The sequence below is a fragment of the Algibacter lectus genome (genome assembly GCF_900112395.1).
In the GTDB taxonomy this organism is placed as follows: Bacteria; Bacteroidota; Bacteroidia; order Flavobacteriales; family Flavobacteriaceae; genus Algibacter; species Algibacter lectus.
This window is the reverse complement of sequence record NZ_FOLN01000011.1, coordinates 46495-67307: the sequence shown is the minus strand read 5'-3', so window position 1 is coordinate 67307 and position 20813 is coordinate 46495. Positions and strand designations below refer to the sequence as shown.

Here is a 20813-nt window from a genome sequence, read left to right as displayed (position 1 = left end):
AGGATAGTTAATTTGTTGTATTTTGTTATTATTGTAAAGAGTTACAGAAACTAAATAATAGAATTTGAGGTGTTAAATAGAATAAAAATTTAACTCTAAAGCTTAAATTAGTTTTGAAAAAGAACATATTATATGATTAAAAAATTACGCTCTACCATTTTACGAGTTTTATCATTTACCGTTGGTAATTTTCTTGTTTTTTTGTTTCCTAGAAAGGCTAAGGAATTATCAGAAAAAGGAATGACGCTTGTTATGAAGAATAGTTTAAGTATTTCAGAACGTCTCATGCGTGATGCTATTATGAAAAAAGTTGAGGGCAAGGCCGATAATGATACTTTAGCAAATTTGCATCAAAATTTTTGGAAAAATCAGGGGAATGCTTTTTTCTCATCTACAGACGATAATTTTAATAGTCATTTTTTACCCAATTGTTCTTATATATTGGATCTTCTTAAGGAAGAGTTATCTAGTGAACCTGAGGCTTTTACAACATTTGTGGAGATTGGTACGGGAAAAGGTAATGTTTTAAACTATTTAAGTTCAAAGTTTCCTGAGATTAATCGCTTCGTAGGTATCGATCTTAGTGAAGATCAAATAAGTAGTAATCGGGATAAGTTTTCAAACAATATTAAGTTAGAATTTGTCGCTTCAGATGCTGTTAAGTGGGTTGAAAAAAATGGTAAGCCTAATACTGTTTTTCTGACAGCAGGAGGCGTTTTAGAGTATTTTACAGAGGAGCAATTAAATGATTTTTTAAAACAAATAAATAATTTAGGCAAAAGTTATTTTGTGGCCATGGAACCTAATGGTCTAGATCATGATTTTGGATTAAACCCAAATTCACAGCTTTACGGACATGAGCGTTCCTTCTCTCATAATTACTCCAAGCTTTTTAAAAATGCAGGATTTACAATATGGCATATGTCTCATAAGGATTGGAATGAGCAATATATTCAATGTCTTGTCGGTGCAAAAAGCTAAATGTTATGAAATCTGCTTTTTAATGTGAAAAAAGCATTTTGAGGGTTTGTTTATTTTGGATGTTGCATTTTAACGTTAATAAATACTGCAAAAAGGAAATTATTGTTGTTCATTGAAATAGTAATTATTTTTGATTTGTAATACAATTATAAAGATAAAACTTCCCCCTCTCAAATAAATCCAAACTTTGTAAATTATTAAAAAGATACTTAAATAATATGTTTTTTTGAAATAGTGACAACCTGTTTCTTGTTATAAAACTATGTTTTATAGTTCGAAAAAATGGAGCCCACTAATATATTATTGTAAAGTATTGATAAATGTAAAAAATGAAGCCTACATACAGAATAAAAGGACCTAGTCTCGAATATCCAAAATCAACTCTTCATGAACTTTTAGAAAAGCAATCTCAAGCTTATCCAAATGCAATTGCCCTAGAGTTTGATGACGTTAAAATTTCTTATAAGGAGCTACAAATTAAGATAAATAAAACAGCTCATTATTTAAAAGAAAAAGGAGTTTGTCCTGGTCAAATTGTTGCAATTTCATTAGATAGGTCTCTTGATCTGTTTGTTTCTATATTTGCTGTTTTGCAATGTGGTGCTGCTTATGTACCTATTGATACTGGCTATCCTTTAAAAAGATTTGAAATGATTATTGCTGACTCGGAAGCAAGCTATATTATTTGCAAATCGACTAAAAATGATCTTTCAGATACGTCTAAAAATATTTTTGTTGAAGATGTTGTTAAACATATAAAAGATAAACCTTCATATTCTCTTGGTTTAAAAGTAGAACCATCATCGGTTGCTTATATAATTTATACTTCGGGATCTACTGGGAAGCCTAAAGGTGTTCAGGTTTCTCATCTTAATATTATCAATCTCGTTTTTTCTATGGGAATAGACCCCGGAATTAATAGAGATGATAAGATTTTCGCACTTACTAGTATTTCATTTGATATTATGGTATTGGAAATTTTTCTTCCATTACTTCATGGGGCTTGTGTTGTTTTAGTTGATGAAGAAACAAAGTTGGATGGTGAGATGTTATTGGAAAAAGCTTTGAGACATCAAATCACTATAATGTGGGGAACACCAAGTATTTGGCAATTACTTTTAGATTCTGATTGGAAAATACCTTTAAATATTAAAGCGTTGATTGGTGGTGAACCTGTACCATTAAATTTAGCCAATAAGCTCTTAGAGCTTTGTAGTGAATTATGGAATATTTATGGGCCAACTGAAACTTCTGTTTGTGCTTTTTTAACAAGAATTTTTAAAGATCAGGCTCAAATTACTATAGGAGAACCTGTTGCAAATACACATGCTTACTTAATAGACGATAAAGGAAATCATGTAAATGAAGGAGAAATAGGTGAAATTGTTATTGGTGGTGATGGTGTATCATTAGGCTATTTAAATAGGCCCGAACTTAATACTGCATCATTTGTTGATGATCATTTCGTTGCAAATAATAAAATGTATTTTTCTGGCGATTTAGGGAAGCTTTTGCCTAATGGACAAATGCTGTGTTTAGGGCGTAGAGATCAACAAGTAAAAATAAGAGGACATCGAATTGAATTAGGAGAAATTGAAAAAGTTATAGAAACACTGCCAAATATTAAAAAAAACGCAGTTTTAGTTAACAATTTAAAAAGTGGTGAACCAAGGTTGGTTGCCTATTTACAATCTGCAACAGCTGATCAAGACTCGAATATTGTTCGTAATCAATTAGAAGAGATTCTTCCTGAATCTATGATTCCTTCAATTTTTATTTGGTTAAACGAATTTCCAATTACTACAAATGGTAAAATTGATAAAGAAAAATTACCACAACCAGAATATGTAAGGCCAGATTCTGCACCACTTTTTAGAAAGCCGCGTACAAAGTTAGAAAAAGATATCGCATCGATATGGAGCGAGCAACTTCAGGTGCCAAGCATAGGTATTGATGACAACTTTTTTGAAATGGGAGGAACATCACTCCTTACTCAAAAAGTAGCAACCTTAATGAGGAAGCGTTTCAAACTAAAAATACCAGTAACAAAAATTTACCAACACCCTACTATAAAAGAAATAGCAACGTATATTGAAAATGACGGCAAAACAGCACCTTCTATTGATTATTCAAAAGTAAAAAAGAATAAAGCATCTAGCGATGTCGCTATTATTGGTATGGCAGGAAGATTCCCCGGAGCTGAATCAATTGATGAGCTATGGGATGTTCTTAAAAATGGAAAAGAAACTACATCATTTTTTACTTATGAGGAACTTGATAATTCTATTTCAGAATCTTTAAGAAATGATCCACTTTATGTAAAAGCAAGAGGGATTGTTCCTTCAGTAAAGGAGTTTGATGCTAAGTTTTTTGGTCTAAACCAAAAGCTAGCTGAAGCAATGGACCCGCAACAACGTTTATTTTTAGAAATAGCTTGGGAAACTCTTGAACAGTCAGGTCACCTACCTAAACATTACAAAGGAAGTATTGGTGTTTATGCGGGTACGGGCACAAATACCTATTATAAAAATAATGTACTGCCTAATAAAGAGTTGCTAAATAAAGTTGGTGTACTTCAGGCAAATACTGTTAATGAAAAAGATTATATATCATCGAGAACTGCATATCATTTAAACCTTAAAGGACCTGCTGTAAGTATACATTCTGCTTGTTCAACATCATTGTTAGCAATAGCTGAAGCTGCAGATGCGATTAGAAATGGTCGTTGTGATGTTGCTCTGGCAGGAGGCTCAAGTATAACAGCACCTATTCATAGCGGACACCTTTATCAAGAAGGTTCTATGCTTAGTCCTGATGGTCATTGCCGTTCTTTTGATGAAAAAGGAAAAGGCACCGTATTTAGTGATGGTGCTGGTGTAATTCTTCTTAAAAGCTTAGAAGATGCTAAAGCAGATGGAGATATTATTTACGGCGTTATAAAAGGTGTTGGTATAAATAATGATGGTGGTAATAAAGGAAGCTTTACAGCTCCAAGTACAGAAGGGCAAGCTGGCGCTATATCTAACGCGCTACTTGATGCTGGTGCACAACCTTCTGAAATTAGTTACATTGAAGCTCATGGTACTGCAACACCTATTGGTGACCCAATAGAGATTGAAGGACTAAAAATGGCTTTTGGAAAACAGCCTGTTAACGGGTATTGTGCTATTGGAACTATTAAAAGTAATATGGGCCACCTTACTGCTGCAGCTGGTGTTGCGGGTGTAATTAAGACAATATTATCACTAAAAAATCGTCAAATTCCCCCATCATTAGGTTTTGAGAAACCAAATCCATCTATTGATTTTGAAAACAGCCCGTTTTACGTTAATAACAAATTAAACGCTTGGGAATCTGATGGTCTCAGAAAAGCAGGAATTAGCTCTTTTGGTGTTGGAGGAACAAACGTGCATATCGTTGTCGAAGAATATGAAAATGAACAAAAAGTTTCTAGTGCTTCGCGATCGTTACAGGTTCTGCCTTGGTCGGCTAAAACACAAAATAGTTTACAAGGATATCAATCTGAATTAGGGAATTATTTAAAAACAAATACTGATTTTTCCCTTGCTGATGTTGCTCATTCTTTAGTCAATACTAGAGATTCGTTTGCAAATAGAGGATTTATAATCGCTGAGAATACAGAAGATGCTTTTCATAAATTATTATTATTAGACGACAATAAAAACATTAAAACACATTTACTAAATATTACCTCTAGTGAATTAGCTTTTTTATTCCCAGGGCAAGGTGCACAATACCTTCAAATGGGTAAATCGCTTTATACTGAAGAAAAAGTATTTAAAGAAGCTGTAGACAAATGTGCTGACTTATTAAAGTCTTATATAAAATTAGACATAAGACAAATAATTTATCCTGATGAAAACTCAGAAGAGGCTGAATTAAAGCTAAAAGACACCAAATACACACAGCCTGCATTATTTGTTGTAGAGTACGCACTTTCACAACTATGGATGAGTTGGGGGGTAAAGCCAACATTATTTTGTGGCCATAGTGTTGGGGAATTTGTAGCAGCTCATTTAGCGGGTATATTTACTTTAGAAGATGCATTACATCTTATTACAATGCGAGGTAAGCTAGTTAGTGAACTTCCTGGAGGCAGCATGTTATCTGTTCGATCTAATGTTGAACTTGTTAAAAATATAATTCCTAAAACACTATCCATTGCTGCTATCAATTCAGATCGATTAATTGTAGTGTCAGGACCTGATAATGAAATTGAAAGTTTTTCGAAAGTATTAGATGTAGAAAATATTGCTAATAAGCTTTTATTAACGAGTCATGCGTTTCACTCTACAATGATGAATCCTATTTTAGATGTTTTTGAAGCAGAAGTAAAAAAAATAACATTAAGTGTTCCTCGATTACCTATAGTATCCACAGTAACTGGAGATTGGTTAACTGATGCTGAAGCGACAAGTTCAGAATATTGGACGAATCACTTAAGAGCAACCGTAAACTTTTCGGGAGCCATGGAAACTGTTTTAAAACTAGAAGATCCTTTATTGCTAGAGGTAGGCCCTGGCCGAGCGTTAACAACTTTGTCAATGCAAAAAACAGGTTTAAAATCTTTAGCTTCTATTGCTAGCTTATCATTTCCTAAAGAAAATGAAACAGCTCACCATTCTGTATTGCATGCATTAGGTACTTTATGGCTACATGGAGTAGAACCTAACTGGAATTCTTTTTATAGTGAACAAACTAGACAAAAACTTTTATTACCATCATACGTATTTGATCGTAAACCTTGTTGGGTAGAGCCTTTATCTATCGAATTAGATGCTAATAAACAAATCAATAATATAGTAAATACCGAAGATCAGTCTATTGATCTAGTGCATAATACCGAATATAAATTTATGAGAAAACCTACCCTTCTTAATAAAATATCAGAGATTATAGAAGAAACCTCTGGAGTTGAAATTGAAGCTAATGATTTTAATCACAGTTTTTTAGAACTTGGTTTAGATTCTTTAGTGCTAACACAAATGGCTATAACATTTAAAAATGAATTTAATACGCCAATTACATTTAGGCAGTTAAATGATGAACTTGGTTCACCAAATTTGTTAGCAGATTATATCGATAAAATTTTACCTAAAGAAGCATATGCGCCTGCCCCAGCTGTTACCCCTGTTCAAGCACAAGCTTCTGTAAATTATACAGCGCCAAGTATGCCATCGCCGCAGCCTGTAAATGTGGTAAGCAACCCTAACCAAAATACGGCATTAGGTTTAATAGCTCAGCAACTACAGCTTCTTGGAAAGCAAATGGAATTATTACAAGGTCACGATAGTACGGTTGTTCAACCGCGACCTGCACCTGTTGTTCAAGACCAAAAACCAATTATAGCTCCTATTATCATTGATTCAGAGGGGTTATCTGAAGATGAAAAAAAGGAACATCAAAAACCTTTTGGTGCGTCCCCTAAAATAGAAAAAAAGTCAACAGGTGTAAATAGTAAGCAAAAAGCATTTTTAGATAATTTAGTTGAAAGCTATAATACTAAAACAGCTGGTAGTAAGGCATATTCTCAAAAACATCGTAGTCATATGTCTGATCCGAGAGTTGTATCGGGTTTTAAACCAGAAACAAAAGAACTTGTATACCCAATAGTAGTTGAAAAATCATCAGGAAATCGACTATGGGATTTAGATAACAATGAATATATTGATACTTTGAATGGTTTTGGTTCATGCTTATTTGGTCATCAACCAGACTTTATAAAAGAAGCATTGCACAAACAAATTGAAAGTGGTTATGAAGTTGGGCCTCAGCATCCATTAGCTGGTGAGGTTTGTGAGTTGCTTAGCGAGTTTACAGGGCATGAGCGTATTGCACTTTGTAATACCGGTTCTGAAGCTGTTTTAGGTGCTATGCGTATTGCTAGAACCGTTACGGGGCGTTCGCTTGTGGTTGCCTTTTCAGGTTCGTACCATGGTATTAATGACGAGGCGCTTGTAAGAGGTTCTAAAAAACTTAAAACTTTTCCAGCCGCGGCAGGTATTTTATCACAATCTGTTCAAAATGTTTTAGTTTTAGAATATGGTACAGATGAAAGTTTAGAAATCATTCGCCAACGTTCGCACGAATTAGCAGCTGTTGTTGTTGAGCCTGTTCAAAGTCGCAGACCGGAGTTTCAGCCCATTGAATTTCTTAATAAAGTTCGTGAAATTACAAAAGCATCAGAAACAGCTCTTGTTTTTGATGAGGTTATTACTGGGTTCAGAATGCATCCAGGAGGAGCGCAAGCCTTATTTAATATAAAAGCAGATATTGCTGCTTATGGAAAAGTAATTGGCGGAGGTCTTTCTATTGGTGCAATTGCGGGTAGTAGCACATGGATGGATGCTATTGATGGTGGTTTTTGGGAGTATGGAGATGAATCTTACCCTGAGGTAGGTGTTACCTATTTTGCAGGTACTTTTGTTCGTCATCCACTTGCTTTAGCAGCTTCAAAGGCTTCTCTAGTTTTCATGAAAGAGCAAGGGCCTGAGCTACAAACTAAATTAACAGCAATGACTGAAAATTTAGTTTCAGATTTAATCATTGAAATCAAAAAACGTAAGCTTCCAATAGAAGTTAATTATTTTGGTTCTTTATGGCGATTAAAGTTTTTAGAGGAAATACCGTATTCTGAATTACTTTTTGTTTTAATGAGAGAAAAAGGAATTCACATTTGGGATGGTTTCCCTTGTTTTATTACTAACGCGTATAACGAACAAGATATAAATAAGCTTAAAAGCGTATTTGTTTCTTGTTTAGATGAACTTGTTTCAGCTGGTGTTTTTAATTCAAACTCAAAAAATAGCACATCATTTACATCAGATTTAAACGAACCACCAAAAAATGGTGCACGCCTAGGTATGGATGAACAGGGAAATCCTGCATGGTTTATAGAAGATTTGAATGTAGAGAGTGGCTTCGCTAAAATAGAGTTGTAAGAAAACTATTTTTTTTTCGACTACTTTATATGTTTTAAATCAAAATTAATGTAAAACCCTATTACGTTGAACAAAATTAATAATTTCAATCCTTTTTCTGGGCCAGAACTAGAAAAGGTGATTGCTATAACGCAGTCTCAAGCTGAAATCTGGATTAGTTGTAATTTAGGAGGAATTGATGCAAATAGAGCCTATAATGAATCAATATCTCTTGTTTTAGAAGGGGAATTGAATCATTCTGCTTTAGAACTGGCTTTGCAAACATTAGTGCAAAGGCATGAGGCATTGCGTTCTGTTTTTAGTCGGGACGGACGCTTTATGAGCGTTATGAAATTTATTTCGTTTGAAGTTGAACAACACGATTTATCACAATTTACTTCAGAAGAAAAAAAACAGGCTATAGCAAATTATGTATTGGAAGATGCTAATTTTATTTTTGATTTAACAAAAGGACCATTAATTAAGTTTGCTTTAATAAGAAAAAATGAGCAGGAACATGAGTTGTTAATTACGGCTCACCATATTATTTGCGATGGTTGGTCTTTCGGAATTATGCTAGAAGAGTTAGGAGAGCTTTATTCTTCTTATACTGCAAATAAAACCTATAACCTTCCTAATGTAGACGATTATAGTGCATACGTAGATGAGTTAATTCAGTTTACAGGAAGCGAAGAAAATATTAAAACAGAAAATTACTGGTTAGAGCAATACCAATCATCAATACCAGAACTCACATTACCTACAGATTTTGCAAGACCAAAACTTAGAACTTTTAAGAGTAATCGTTTAGATTTCTCAATAGAGAAAGATTTGCTATCCAAATTAAAGAAAATAGGAATACAATCTGGTTGTAGTTTTGTAACCACTTTAATGGCTGCTTTTGAGGTTTTTCTTTGTAAAGAAACAGGTCAAGATGATATTGTGCTTGGTTTACCTGCAGCTGGACAATCGGTAACAGGCAAAACGCAGTTAATTGGGCATTGTGTAAATTTATTACCACTTCGGAGTAAGCTTAATACGTCTTTTTCATTTGGGGAATATTTAAAATATAGAAAAAACTCTGTTTTCGATGCTTACGATCATCAACAGTTAAGTTTTGGCGAGTTATTACAAAAGCTTCCACTACATAGAGATCCATCGCGAGTACCGCTGGTTCCTGTTGTTTTTAATATTGATATGGGCATGACGTCTCAGGTTAATTTTGAAGGATTAGAATATAAAGTAATTAGTAATCCGAGAACGTCGGAAACCTTTGAAATATTTTTAAATGCTACGGGTACAGAGGAAAATTTTACTCTAGAGTGGTCTTACAATTCAGCGCTTTTTAAACCATCTACTATAGAACGTATGATGGCTTCTTTTAAGTCTATATTAGAATCGATTGTAGCGCAACCAAATATTACCATCGGAGAAATTGTAAAGGTTGATGCTTCTCAATATGAAGAATTGAATAGAACACAAGCTGTTTATCCACAGATGCCTTTACATGATCTTATTAAAGAGGTGTCCAAAACTTTTGCTAAAAAGCAAGCCTTAAAGTTTGAGGAAACAGAAATTTCATATCAAGAATTAGAAGTTCAAGTTAATCAGCTTTCTCATTACTTTGTAGAGCAGGGAGTAAAATCTGGAGATATTGTTGGGGTTGCTTTACCGCGTTCAATAGAGCTTGTTGTTTCATTAATTGCCTTAATGCAATGCGGAGCAACGTATTTACCATTAGATCCAAATTATCCAATAAATAGATTGGAATTTATGTTAGATGATTCGGGAGCAAATTTTCTTATTTCATCTAAAACATTTTCATTAAGTTTAAAAACAAATGCATCGGTGTTATTGTATGAAGATGTATTTTCAAACTTATCAAAATACGCTTCAACACCACTTTCTTTAAACGTGAGTAACAATGAGGTTGCTTACATACTTTATACTTCAGGTTCTACAGGTAAGCCCAAAGGCGTATCGGTAACTCATAAGAATTTAGTCAATTTTTTATTTAGCATGATGCTTAAGCCTGGTATTAAAAACCATGATAAGCTGTTATCGATTACAACAATTTCATTTGATATTGCTGGTCTTGAGCTTTTTCTCCCATTATTAGTAGGTGCTACATTGGTAATTGCAAACGATGATACGGCTAGAGATAGTCGTTTAATGTTGAAGTTATTAAAGCAAGAACGCATCACGATGCTTCAAGCAACGCCAACTACTTGGCAAATGCTATTAGATGCAGGATGGGAAAACCCGTTGGCGATTAAAGCGCTTTGCGGTGGTGAAATGTTACCGTTGCCTCTAGCAAAAAAAATATTAAGTAGGGTAGATGAGCTATGGAATGTTTATGGACCTACTGAAACTACAATTTGGTCTACCGTAAAGGAAATTAATAAGGGTGATGAGCAAATAACAATAGGAGCTCCAATAGCAAATACTCATATTTATTTATTGAACTCACAAGGATTATTGGTGGAAGCAGGGAAAACTGGCGAAATTTGTATTGCTGGAGACGGTGTAGCTAAAGGGTATTGGAGGCGACCTGAGCTTACGGCAGAAAAATTTACAAGCAACGATTTTGATACAGAACAACAAACCAAACTTTACAGAACAGGAGATTTAGGTAAATTACTACCATCTGGAGATATTTTGTGTTTAGGACGAATAGACCATCAAGTTAAAATTCGTGGACACCGTATTGAGTTAGGTGAAATAGAAGAAGCTTTAGAAGAGGAATCTGAAATACTGTCGTCTGTTGTGGTTGTTAATTCAAGTCGTTTAATGGCTTTTATTATTACTAATGAGGCTCGTGATTTTTCCGAAGATAACATGGCGAAATGGAAAAAGAATCTTTCTACAAAGCTTCCTGATTACATGGTGCCTCAGGACTTTAACTTAGTAACCGAATTTCCAAAAACATTAAATGGTAAAATAGACAGAAAGTCTTTATTAAAAAATGCTTCGGAAAAAAGAGAAACAACGCATTTTACAGCACCTAGAAATAAAACAGAACAAATAGTAGCCGAAATATGGCAAGAGTCTCTAGGGGTTAATAGTATTGATATATTTGCTAATTTCTTCGAACTTGGTGGCCATTCTTTAATCGCTGTAAAAGTTATGGTGCGTATAGAAAAGGAAACGGGGAAAAACTATCCGCTTTCTTCTTTATTAGAACATCCAACCATTGCGAAGTTGGCTAAATTTATAGATTCGGATAAAGATATTTCTAGTTGGAGTTCCCTTACACCAATAAAAACTTCTGGAAATAAAACGCCACTTTACGTGATACATGGTGCCGATCACAATGTTTTAATATTCGAAACCTTATCGAGAACGCTAGATAAAGAGCAACCCGTTTATGGATTGCAAGCAAAAGGCCTTAACGGCATTGATGCACCACATGATTCTATTAAAAAAATGGCGGCACATTATGTTGCGGAAATTGTTGAATCTAACCCAACCGGACCTTATGCTATTGCTGGGTATTCGCTAGGAGGGATTATTGCTTTTGAAATGGTTAAGATTTTAAAAGTTCAAAACCGAAAAGTGTCGTCACTCATTATGTTAGATAGTTATGTGTATCCAACTTATAATTATGAAGTTTCTTTTAAGAAAACTAGAGTGCATTTATCTTATAGTTTAGGGCAAGTTGTTTTTGTGGCTAAAATGATGCTTTTAGATAAGGAGAATTTTAGTCGATGGCTAGGTATTATAAAATCAAAAATTAAATCGTCTTACTTAAGAATTAAACTTGGCCGCGAAGCACAGCATAAATTAGAGTATCCTTGGCCTTTGGAGTTGGATGATATGCATAGATTAGCTGTTAATAATTACCAAATTATACCTGAAGATTTGGAAATAGATTTACTTAAAGTTGAAGATAATAATATATTTTATGCTCATGACACCAATTATTTAGGTTGGAGAGAAGTCGCAAAAGGAGGAGTAATTAGGCATGTTATTCCTGGAAATCATAAAAACATGTTTCAAAGTCCAAATGATAAGGTGTTAGGGCAAATTTTACAAGCTATTTTAGATAGAGATTATGATTGATTCCCGTATTAAAATATGTTGTGAATTTGTAAAGTTGAATTCTAGTCAGATTTACGATTCTAAGTTAGATGAGAAAGGTGTGAAGCTTTTCAAGTTTAAAATATCCGATTATGTAGATGTGCTCTCGGAGTTAAAAATGCTTTTAAATACTTCGGAAATAGAACGTGCTCAAAGATATTATCATCAAAAGGATGCTAATAGGTTTATAGTGTGCAGAGGTTTGCTAAAACTAATTTTAGCAAAAGAAGTAGGTGTAGATGTTTCGAGAATAGAATTAAGTAAAGATGCTAATAAAAAGCCATTCTTAGCTTTTTGCCCCGAATTACACTTCAACGTGTCTCATGCAGAAAACTATGCGTTAATAGCTTTAGGTTTGCAGGAATTGGGTGTGGATGTTGAGTATCTTTCTAAAGATTTTAATTTTACTGAAATATTGCCAACAGTTTTTAGTGTACCTGAAATTAATGCGGTTTTAACTGCTGAAAATAAAAATAAAACGTTTTATAAATTTTGGACTAGAAAGGAGGCTATTGTAAAAGCTACCGGAAAGGGAATTGATGATAATTTGTTGAAAATAAACGTTTTAGATGGAGGTAATTTTATTGATAGCACTTTTCAATTAAAACAAAATACACAAGTGGTAAGTTTTACTGTAGATCATGATTATATAGGGGCTTTAGCATTTAAAAAGGGTAAAATACATGTTGAGAACATAATACTTTACCCTTTAGATAGTTTGTTAAAAGAATTTATTCGCTAAAGATAACATCTTTTAGTTTTTCTAATGTTATTGGTTTAACAATATAATTGCTGTCGATATTATAGTTTTTAGCACGTTCTATATCGGCTTCGTTGTTAGAGCTCGTTAGTATGTAGATATCAATTTTATCTTCTACAGGAATCTCTTTAAAAGCATCTAGAAATTGCCAACCATCCCAAACTGGCATGTTTAAATCTAATAATATTAGTTCTGGTAGCTTTTCTCCGCTAGAGATTATGGCTTTTAGCTTGGTGAAAGCATCCTTTCCGTTGGAGCATATTAGAATCGATTCCACAAGTCCGGTTAAGTTTAAAAACCGTTTGGTAATATAAACGTGGGTTGGGTCGTCTTCAATAATACAGGCTAAATTAATTTTTTTCATGTTTAAAAAATACTTTAAAAGTGGTTCCTTTATTTAGTTCGCTAGTTACTTCTATTTTTCCTCCCAAAGTTTCTATTTGGTTTTTTGTAATAAATAAACCAATACCTCGGGCATCCTCATTGTCATGGAATGTTTTGTACATTCCAAACAATTTGTTTTTGTTTAAATCAAGATCGATTCCAATACCATTATCAGTAAAAGATATAATGATGTATGGACCTTTTTTCTCCGAATTTATATTTAAAAAGCTGTCTCGCTCACTAGAACTATATTTTATAGCATTCGTTATGAAGTTTAAAATTATGCTTTCAACATAAGCAGAAATACCGAGTACTTTAATATTTTCTTCGGTATTGTTTGTAATTTTTATGTTGTTTTTTTCAGCAATAGGTGTGAGAGATGCAATTTGCTTGTTAATAATATTACTTAAAGGTATTAATGTTAAATTATCGTTTGATGATAAATTAATTTTAACAACTTCTGATAAGTGGTTAATGGTTTCTTGTAAATTAAAAGATGAGGTTTCTAATAATTGAATCATTTCATTTTCGAAAAGTTCGGGTTCATCATCTCTTAAAAGTTGTAATAGAGCAGAAATTCCTCCGGAATGAGATCTTAAGTTATGAGATACAATATGGGCGAAATTTTTAAGACGATCATTTTGATCTTGTGTAATAGAAATAATGCGTTTTAAGGCCTTTTCTTGCTCCTTTAAAAGGGTTATGTCTATAATTTGAGAAATAAAATAAAGCACTTCGTTATCTGTGTCTCTTACAACAGAGACGGCAAAGTGAATATTAACAAGGTGTCCGTTTTTATGAAAATAGCGCTTATCTACTTTGTAATGATCTCTAGCGCCATCAATAATTTCTTCTATTTCAGCAGCATCTGTATGTAAGTCTTCAGGGTGTGTTATATCTTCAAAGCTTAATAAAGAAAGCTCATCGTGTGTGTAACCCAATATATCGCAAAACGTTTGGTTTATTTTGATCCATTTTTTATCGTTGTCAAATAAAGCCATTCCAATAGCCGCATTTTCAAAGTTACCTCTAAAGGCTTGTTCGCTCTGTTTTAATTTTATTTGAGATTTTTTAAGATCGTTTATGTCTTGTATCGTTCCATAAACTCTATTGTAATTGTCTTTTATTTTTTCAGGAAAACCAATAACCTTAACCCATTTGTATTCGCCTTGTATGGTAACAATTTGTAGTTCATCGTTAAAAGGTTCTCCAAAATTTAGAGCTCTAAATACAAGTTCTGTAATTTTTGTTCTGCTAGAGCCTTCTTTGTAAAAATTGATACTAGTTTCAAGACAAGGTTTGAAATCTAAGTCTACACCATGTATGGCTTTGGTTGTATTACTCCATTTTATAGTTTTGTTTTCTACAGACATATCCCAAAAACCAATATTGGCTTCTTGGTTGCAGCGGTGCAGAAATTCTTCATTTTCTTTAAGTTCGGTGATTTCAAGATGAGAACCCACCATTCTAATGGCTTTATTTTCTTCATTCCTAATAGCCATGCCTTTAGATCTAATCCATACTGTTCTACCTTTTTTATGGGTAAACCTAAGGACTTGGTCGTACGGAATATTAGGGTCTTCAATATGCTGGTTAAAGTTTGTAAGGGCTGCTTTTAGATCGTCTTGGTTTATAATATCTCGCCAAGTAGAAGATTTGGAAGGCATTTTTTGAGGGTCGTAGCCTAGAATTTCCCAGAAACGATCGTCCATCCATTCATTTTCAGGATTTTCAAGATCTGAGTACCAAATACCGTCTAATGAGTTTTTTTCAATAAACTCAAAAATTTTAGGGTTTGTTTTTAAAGAACTGTAGAGTTCTTCTTGTAAATAGTTCATTTTTTGTAGGGAAAAATTTTTTACTTAAAAACATAAAATTTAATCAAAAAAAGAGTGAGCTTTAGTTGATGTTTAACAACAAATGTAGCTAATTAACTAGAATAAACAGTTTATATGTATAAATAAAACGTTTTAGTAAGATAAATACTATTATTAGTTTCTTTGCGTTTATTTAGGGAATAAGATTTTAATGAGGGCTCATTTTTTAGATGAATTAGGTCAGTTATTTTAAGTTTAATCCTTTTATTTGAGGCTTTAAAAAGCTATGTAAGTTAATTTTTTTTATTGTTAAGTATTTTAAATGAAAGAATTGTACTAATTTAGTAGAAAGAAAACATTGTGTGGTTTTTCTATTAAATAGTTAGAAAACAAGGGTGTTATGATTTGTTAAGTGTTCTAATTGTTATAAAAATGAACATATAATCGATAAAACGCTTGTTTTTTACGTTTAATAGCTTAAATTTGCAATGTTGATCCCCAAAAAATTCAATATGAAATTTAAAGTTGTATTATTTTGTTTTAGCCTTTTTATGGTAACTAGTATTGGTTTCGCTCAAAAGAATAAACCAGCTAGAAGTATTATTAGTGAAAAGGTAGCTATTAAAAAATACCATAACAAGGCAGAGTTAGATCGTATGCAAAAAGGTCAATTATTAACTTTGTATGTAGAACGTATTGAAAGCTTAGTAAAGCTTTTGCCTTATATAGCTTTTGCTACTAAGCCAGGTATTACCATGACGAGTTTAGGTATTCCAAATGATAGTGATAATAGTGGTGCTTTAGATGATCAATTTGAAGCTACCGATGAATACTTGGACCAAATGAGGCGATTTCAAGGTCGTATTTTACCATACTCTGATACCGATAATTTAATTTCGGCCATATTGTTTTACGAAGAAACTTTTAAATCGTTACACGAGTATAGTGAGTTTCATTAATCCAGAAATTACATTATAAAATATAACAAGAAACCATATACTTAACCGTGTATGGTTTCTTGTTTTCCATAGTTTTGAATCACTTCTGCTTCAAAATCTATTAATTCTTGCCAACGTTTATCTACATCGATTGATTTTCCGTATTTTCTCGCGAAACCAATAAATAAGGTGTAATGTCCAGCTTCACTAACCATTAGGTTGTGATAGAATTTAGATAATTCTGGATCTTTAATTTTTTCTGAAAGTAATTTAAACCGCTCGCAACTTCTTGCTTCTATCATGGCAGAGAATAATAAGCGGTCTACCATTGCTTGCAGACGATTTCCGCCCTTATTCATAAATTTATATAGTTCGTTAACGTAACTGTCTTTTCGTTCACGTCCGAGCTTAAAACCGCGTTTTTTTATAATTTCATGCACCATTTGGAAATGTTCTATTTCTTCTTTAGCTAATTCTAGCAAATCGGTAACTAAATCGTCATATTCAGGATTTAGAGTAATTATAGTAATAGCATTGGTTGCGGCTTTTTGTTCGCACCAAGCATGGTCGGTTAATATTTCTTCAATATTAGATTCTACAATGTTTACCCATCGCGGGTCTGTTGCTAATTTTAAACCAAGCATGATATTTAATTTTTTTTGTAAAAGTAACTGTTTTGTGTAGTTTTAATAAAACCTAACTAATATAATTCCAGATATTTTTATACTTACTCAACGATTTATAAGTATTTAAAATAGGCAGGTTTTCTGGTGTCGATAAGCTTTTATCTTTGTTGAGTATATTTTTAGCATGGTATCTAGCGTGCTGTAAAATATCATTATCCTTAATGATATCGGCAATTTTAAGGTTTAAAACACCACTTTGTTGTGTGCCCATGATGTCTCCAGGGCCGCGTAGTCGCAAATCTACCTCTGCAATTTCAAAGCCATCATTGGTTTTAACCATGGTTTCTAAGCGCTTTTTGCTGTCTTGACTTAGTTTATACCCCGTCATTAGAATACAATAACTTTGTTCTGCTCCACGACCAACGCGTCCGCGCAATTGGTGCAGTTGCGATAAGCCAAAACGCTCAGCGCTTTCAATAATCATTACCGAAGCGTTGGGTACGTTTACTCCAACTTCAATTACGGTAGTTGCAACCATAATTTGAGTTTCGCCTTTTATAAAACGTTGCATTTCGTATTCTTTATCGGCGGGCTTCATTTTTCCGTGAACAATGGAGATTTGATATTCTGGCATTGGGAAATCTCTAGAGAGACTTTCGTGGCCGTCCATTAAATCTTTATAATCCATTTTTTCGTTTTCTTTTATCAAAGGGTAGACCACGTAGACTTGCCTACCTAATTTAATTTCATCACGAATAAAACGGAAAACATTTAGCCTGTTTTTATCATAGCGATGTACTGTTTTTATCGACTTTCTTCCGGGTGGTAATTCGTCGATTATTGAGATGTCTAAATCACCATAAACAGACATGGCTAAGGTTCGCGGAATAGGTGTAGCCGTCATGACTAAAACATGTGGTGGCGATGTGTTTTTGTGCCATAATTTACTTCGTTGAGCAACACCAAATCTATGTTGTTCGTCTATAATAGCGAGGCCTAAATTTTTAAATTTTACTTTATCCTCCAGTAAGGCATGCGTGCCAATTAAAAGCTGTAATTCGCCACTTTCTAACTTTTCATGAATAATTTTTCGTTTTGAAGTTTTTGTTGAGCCTGTGAGTATTTCTATACTGATATTTAAATCTTTAGATAGTTCTAGTAATCCGTTATAGTGCTGGACTGACAAAATTTCAGTCGGAGCCATTAAGCAAGCTTGGAAACCGTTGTCAAGCGCCATTAATGTTGACATGAAGGCTACTATGGTCTTGCCAGAGCCTACATCGCCCTGTAAAAGACGATTCATTTGAGCATTACTGCCTAAATCTGCTCTAATTTCTTTTAAAACGCGTTTTTGTGCACCTGTTAAATCGAAGGGTAAATGCTCTTTAAAAAAGGTGTTGAAATATGTGCCGACTTTATCAAACGGAAAGCCTTTTATTTTAGATTTATGAATTAAATTTTTAATAATTAATTGCAATTGAATATAAAATAATTCTTCGAATTTTAATCGAAATTGAGCCTTAGAAAGTAGCTCTTGACTCTTCGGGAAATGGATATTAAAAAGCGCTTCACTTTTGCTTATTAATTTTAATTCTGAAAGTATATTTTGAGATAAAGTTTCAACAAATCTTCCGTTTGTATCAATGAAAATTTGCTGCATTATTTTACTAATCATTCGGTTTGAAACTCCTTTATTCGAAAGTTTTTCCGTGGAAGGATAAACGGGTTGCATGGCCGAACGCATGTTTTTTTCGTGTTCTTCCAGTGGTTCTAAGTCTGGATGAGGCATGCTGTATTTTCCTCCAAAGGCATTGGTTTTTCCAAAAGCAACGTATTTTGTATTCAATTTTAGGTTTTCACGAATCCATTTTTGACCACGAAACCAAACTAACTCCATCGCGCCTGTGTCGTCAACAAAAGTAGCTACTAGGCGTTTGCCTCGTTTTTGCGCCACTTCGGTAAATTTGGTTATTTTTCCAATGACTTGGATTTCGGCTGTATTGGGTTGTAAACCCTTTATTTTATAGTATTGCGTGCGATCTATGTAGCGATTTGGAAACAGGTTTATTAAATCTTGATAGGTGTGAATACCGAGTTCTTTCCGCAGTAAGTTTGCGCGATTTGGGCCTACGCCTTTTAAATAATCTATGGGTGTTTGCAGGTAATTACTTTTCACATAACTAAACTAGAAATAATAATTAAACTACAATAATTTTGGTGCTAGTTTTTAACTTTTAAACATCAAAACAACTATATTGGTGCTGTTTTTGAAGGGTTTTATTTATGAGATTGTATTTTATTTTAATTTTTATGGTTTTCAATTGTGCGTTTGGACAACAAACCGAATATGTTAACTTTACTACGGCTCAAGCTCATATCGCTTTTGGCGATTTAATAGAGAAAGAAGTTGAAGGCGAGATTACCTATCAATTTGAAATCTTAAAAAACACCGATTCGGTGTATATTGATGCTAAAAACTTCAAGACTATATCTTATGTTTTGGATAATCGGTTTTCGGGAAGTGATTACGATGGTAATCATTTGATTTTGAGGCGTGATTTTAAAGCAGGTTCACATCATAGCGTTGTTGTTTCTTTTAAAGTACAGCCTAAAAAAGCCATGTATTTTATAGATTGGGAGTATCTAGAAGGTAATAAGCAGGTTTGGACACAGGGTCAGGGGAAATATACAAGCAATTGGCTGCCTAGTTTTGATGATATGAACGAGAAGGTGGTGTTCGATTTAAGTATTTCGTTCTGTAAAGATTATCAGGTTATAGCAAATGGAAACTTTGTAAATAAAGAGGTTTCGGACGGTTTTGCTACTTGGCATTATGATATGCAGAAACCAATGTCGAGTTATTTATTAGCCATTGCAATAGGTAAATACAGTAAAAATCAAGAAGTTTCTAAAAGTAATAAGCCGTTAGAAATGTATTATTATCCGGAAGATTCCTTGAGATTTGAGCCTACATACCGCTATACCAAACAAATGTTCGATTTTTTAGAAGATGAAATTGGAGTTGCGTATCCTTGGCAGAATTACAAGCAAATTCCTGTAAAAGATTTTCTTTATGCTGGCATGGAAAACACGAGTACAACCTTGTTTTCAGATGCTTTTGTGGTAGACTCTATTGGTTTTGTAGATAAAAACTATGTAAACGTTAATGCGCATGAGTTAGCGCACCAATGGTTTGGCGATTTGGTAACAGAAACTTCTGGTACGCATCACTGGTTACAAGAAGGTTTTGCAACGTATTATGCGCTTTTAGCGGAACGTAATGTGTTTGGAGACGACTATTATTTTGGGCGTTTATACGAGTATGCACAGGAATTGCTAGCTCAAGATCAAGCGGGTGAAAGCACCTCGCTTTTAAATCCAAAATCGAGCAGTGTTACGTTTTATAAAAAAGGCGCTTGGGTATTGTATATGCTCAGGGAACAAGTTGGTGATGATGCTTTTAAGGTTGCTGTAAAAAACTATTTACTGAAATATCAATTTAAAAATGTAGAAACTAAAAATTTTATAGATGAAGTAGAACTTGCTAGTGGTAAAGATTTAAGTCTGTTTGTTGAAAATTATTTAATTAATACAGAGTTTTTTAAGGATGAATTAATAAAGCAGTCTGAAACTATATTGAATAATTTGAGAAATAAAAATGACATTTTTTCTTGTAAATCTGCATCTATTAATCAAATAAGTTTTGCTAAATGGGATTTGCTTTATGGAAGCATGAGTGATTTTGCGCGTATGGATTATTTTAAAAGACTTGTGGAAGATTCGTTGATTGATAAAACTAATTTATTTCGAGGGATTTTGAATTCTAAAGACATCAAAATACGTCAGTTAGTAGCTCAGACTTTAACTAAAATTCCAATAACATTACAAGCCGAATATGAAACACTTTTGGCAGATGATTCTTATTCAACCATAGAAACGGCTTTATTTAATTTATGGGTTAATTTTCCGCGTAAGCGAAACTTTTATTTGAATAAAACAAAAGATGTTCAAGGGTTTAATGATAAAAATATAAGACAGCTTTGGTTAACGTTAGCTTTGGTGACTGAGGATTATGAGACTGAAAATAAATCGAAATATTTTGATGAATTAACTAGCTACACAGGTTCTAATTATGGTTTTGAAACGCGCCAAAACGCCTTTCAATATTTACATCAAATACAAGCTTGTAATGCGCTTTGCCATAAAAGCTTAGAACAGGCGATTAAGCATCATAATTGGAGGTTTTCTAAGTTTGCTAAAACGTTGCTTAAAGCAGAGTAGTTTTC

General features: G+C 33.4%; 10 protein-coding genes. 6 read left to right on the top strand and 4 right to left on the bottom strand.

The annotated features are described in order from the left end of the window. The first annotated feature begins 132 nt into the window (after positions 1-132). From BM246_RS16560 to BM246_RS16545, 4 genes are all read left to right on the top strand, one after another. On the top strand, positions 133-981 hold the full coding sequence (locus tag BM246_RS16560; protein WP_074939421.1) for a class I SAM-dependent methyltransferase: 849 nt from the start codon (positions 133-135) through the stop codon (positions 979-981). A 329-nt stretch (positions 982-1310) separates the two neighbouring features. Next, on the top strand, positions 1311-7943 hold the full coding sequence (locus BM246_RS16555) for a type I polyketide synthase (protein ID WP_074939419.1): 6633 nt from the start codon (positions 1311-1313) through the stop codon (positions 7941-7943). Positions 7944-8009: 66 nt separating this feature from the next. Further along, positions 8010-11984 (top strand): non-ribosomal peptide synthetase, encoded by a 3975-nt coding sequence (locus BM246_RS16550; protein ID WP_083415836.1) that lies wholly within the window; start codon positions 8010-8012, stop codon positions 11982-11984. Then, on the top strand, positions 11977-12744 hold the full coding sequence (locus BM246_RS16545; RefSeq protein WP_074939415.1) for a 4'-phosphopantetheinyl transferase family protein: 768 nt from the start codon (positions 11977-11979) through the stop codon (positions 12742-12744). The genes BM246_RS16550 and BM246_RS16545 overlap by 8 nt, the downstream gene beginning before the upstream one ends. Here the strand turns inward: BM246_RS16545 and BM246_RS16540 are convergent. After that, complete coding sequence (locus tag BM246_RS16540; RefSeq protein WP_042500966.1) at positions 12734-13126, bottom strand: response regulator; 393 nt, start codon at positions 13124-13126, stop codon at positions 12734-12736. The genes BM246_RS16545 and BM246_RS16540 overlap by 11 nt on opposite strands. Then, positions 13113-14984: a PAS domain-containing sensor histidine kinase gene (locus tag BM246_RS19795; protein WP_083415835.1), complete on the bottom strand. Its 1872-nt coding sequence runs from the start codon at positions 14982-14984 to the stop codon at positions 13113-13115. Before BM246_RS19795 ends, BM246_RS16540 begins: the two co-directional genes overlap by 14 nt. A gap of 491 nt (positions 14985-15475) precedes the next feature. Here BM246_RS19795 and BM246_RS16525 point away from each other — a divergent pair, with 491 nt between their 5' ends. Next, a complete protein-coding gene (locus BM246_RS16525; protein ID WP_042500975.1) occupies positions 15476-15922 on the top strand; it encodes a hypothetical protein in 447 nt (148 codons plus the stop codon). Positions 15923-15963: 41 nt separating this feature from the next. Here BM246_RS16525 and miaE read toward each other — a convergent pair whose 3' ends face one another. Together miaE and recG are read right to left on the bottom strand one after the other, a co-directional pair. After that, positions 15964-16545, bottom strand: coding sequence for a MiaE family protein (miaE, locus tag BM246_RS16520; RefSeq protein WP_074939413.1), 582 nt, complete (start codon positions 16543-16545; stop codon positions 15964-15966). A gap of 52 nt (positions 16546-16597) precedes the next feature. Continuing rightward, on the bottom strand, positions 16598-18703 hold the full coding sequence (gene recG, locus BM246_RS16515; RefSeq protein WP_074939411.1) for an ATP-dependent DNA helicase RecG: 2106 nt from the start codon (positions 18701-18703) through the stop codon (positions 16598-16600). 107 nt (positions 18704-18810) lie between these two features. Between recG and BM246_RS16510 the strand changes: the two genes are divergently transcribed. Then, positions 18811-20808, top strand: coding sequence for a M1 family metallopeptidase (locus BM246_RS16510; RefSeq protein WP_074939409.1), 1998 nt, complete (start codon positions 18811-18813; stop codon positions 20806-20808). Positions 20809-20813 lie beyond the last annotated feature (5 nt).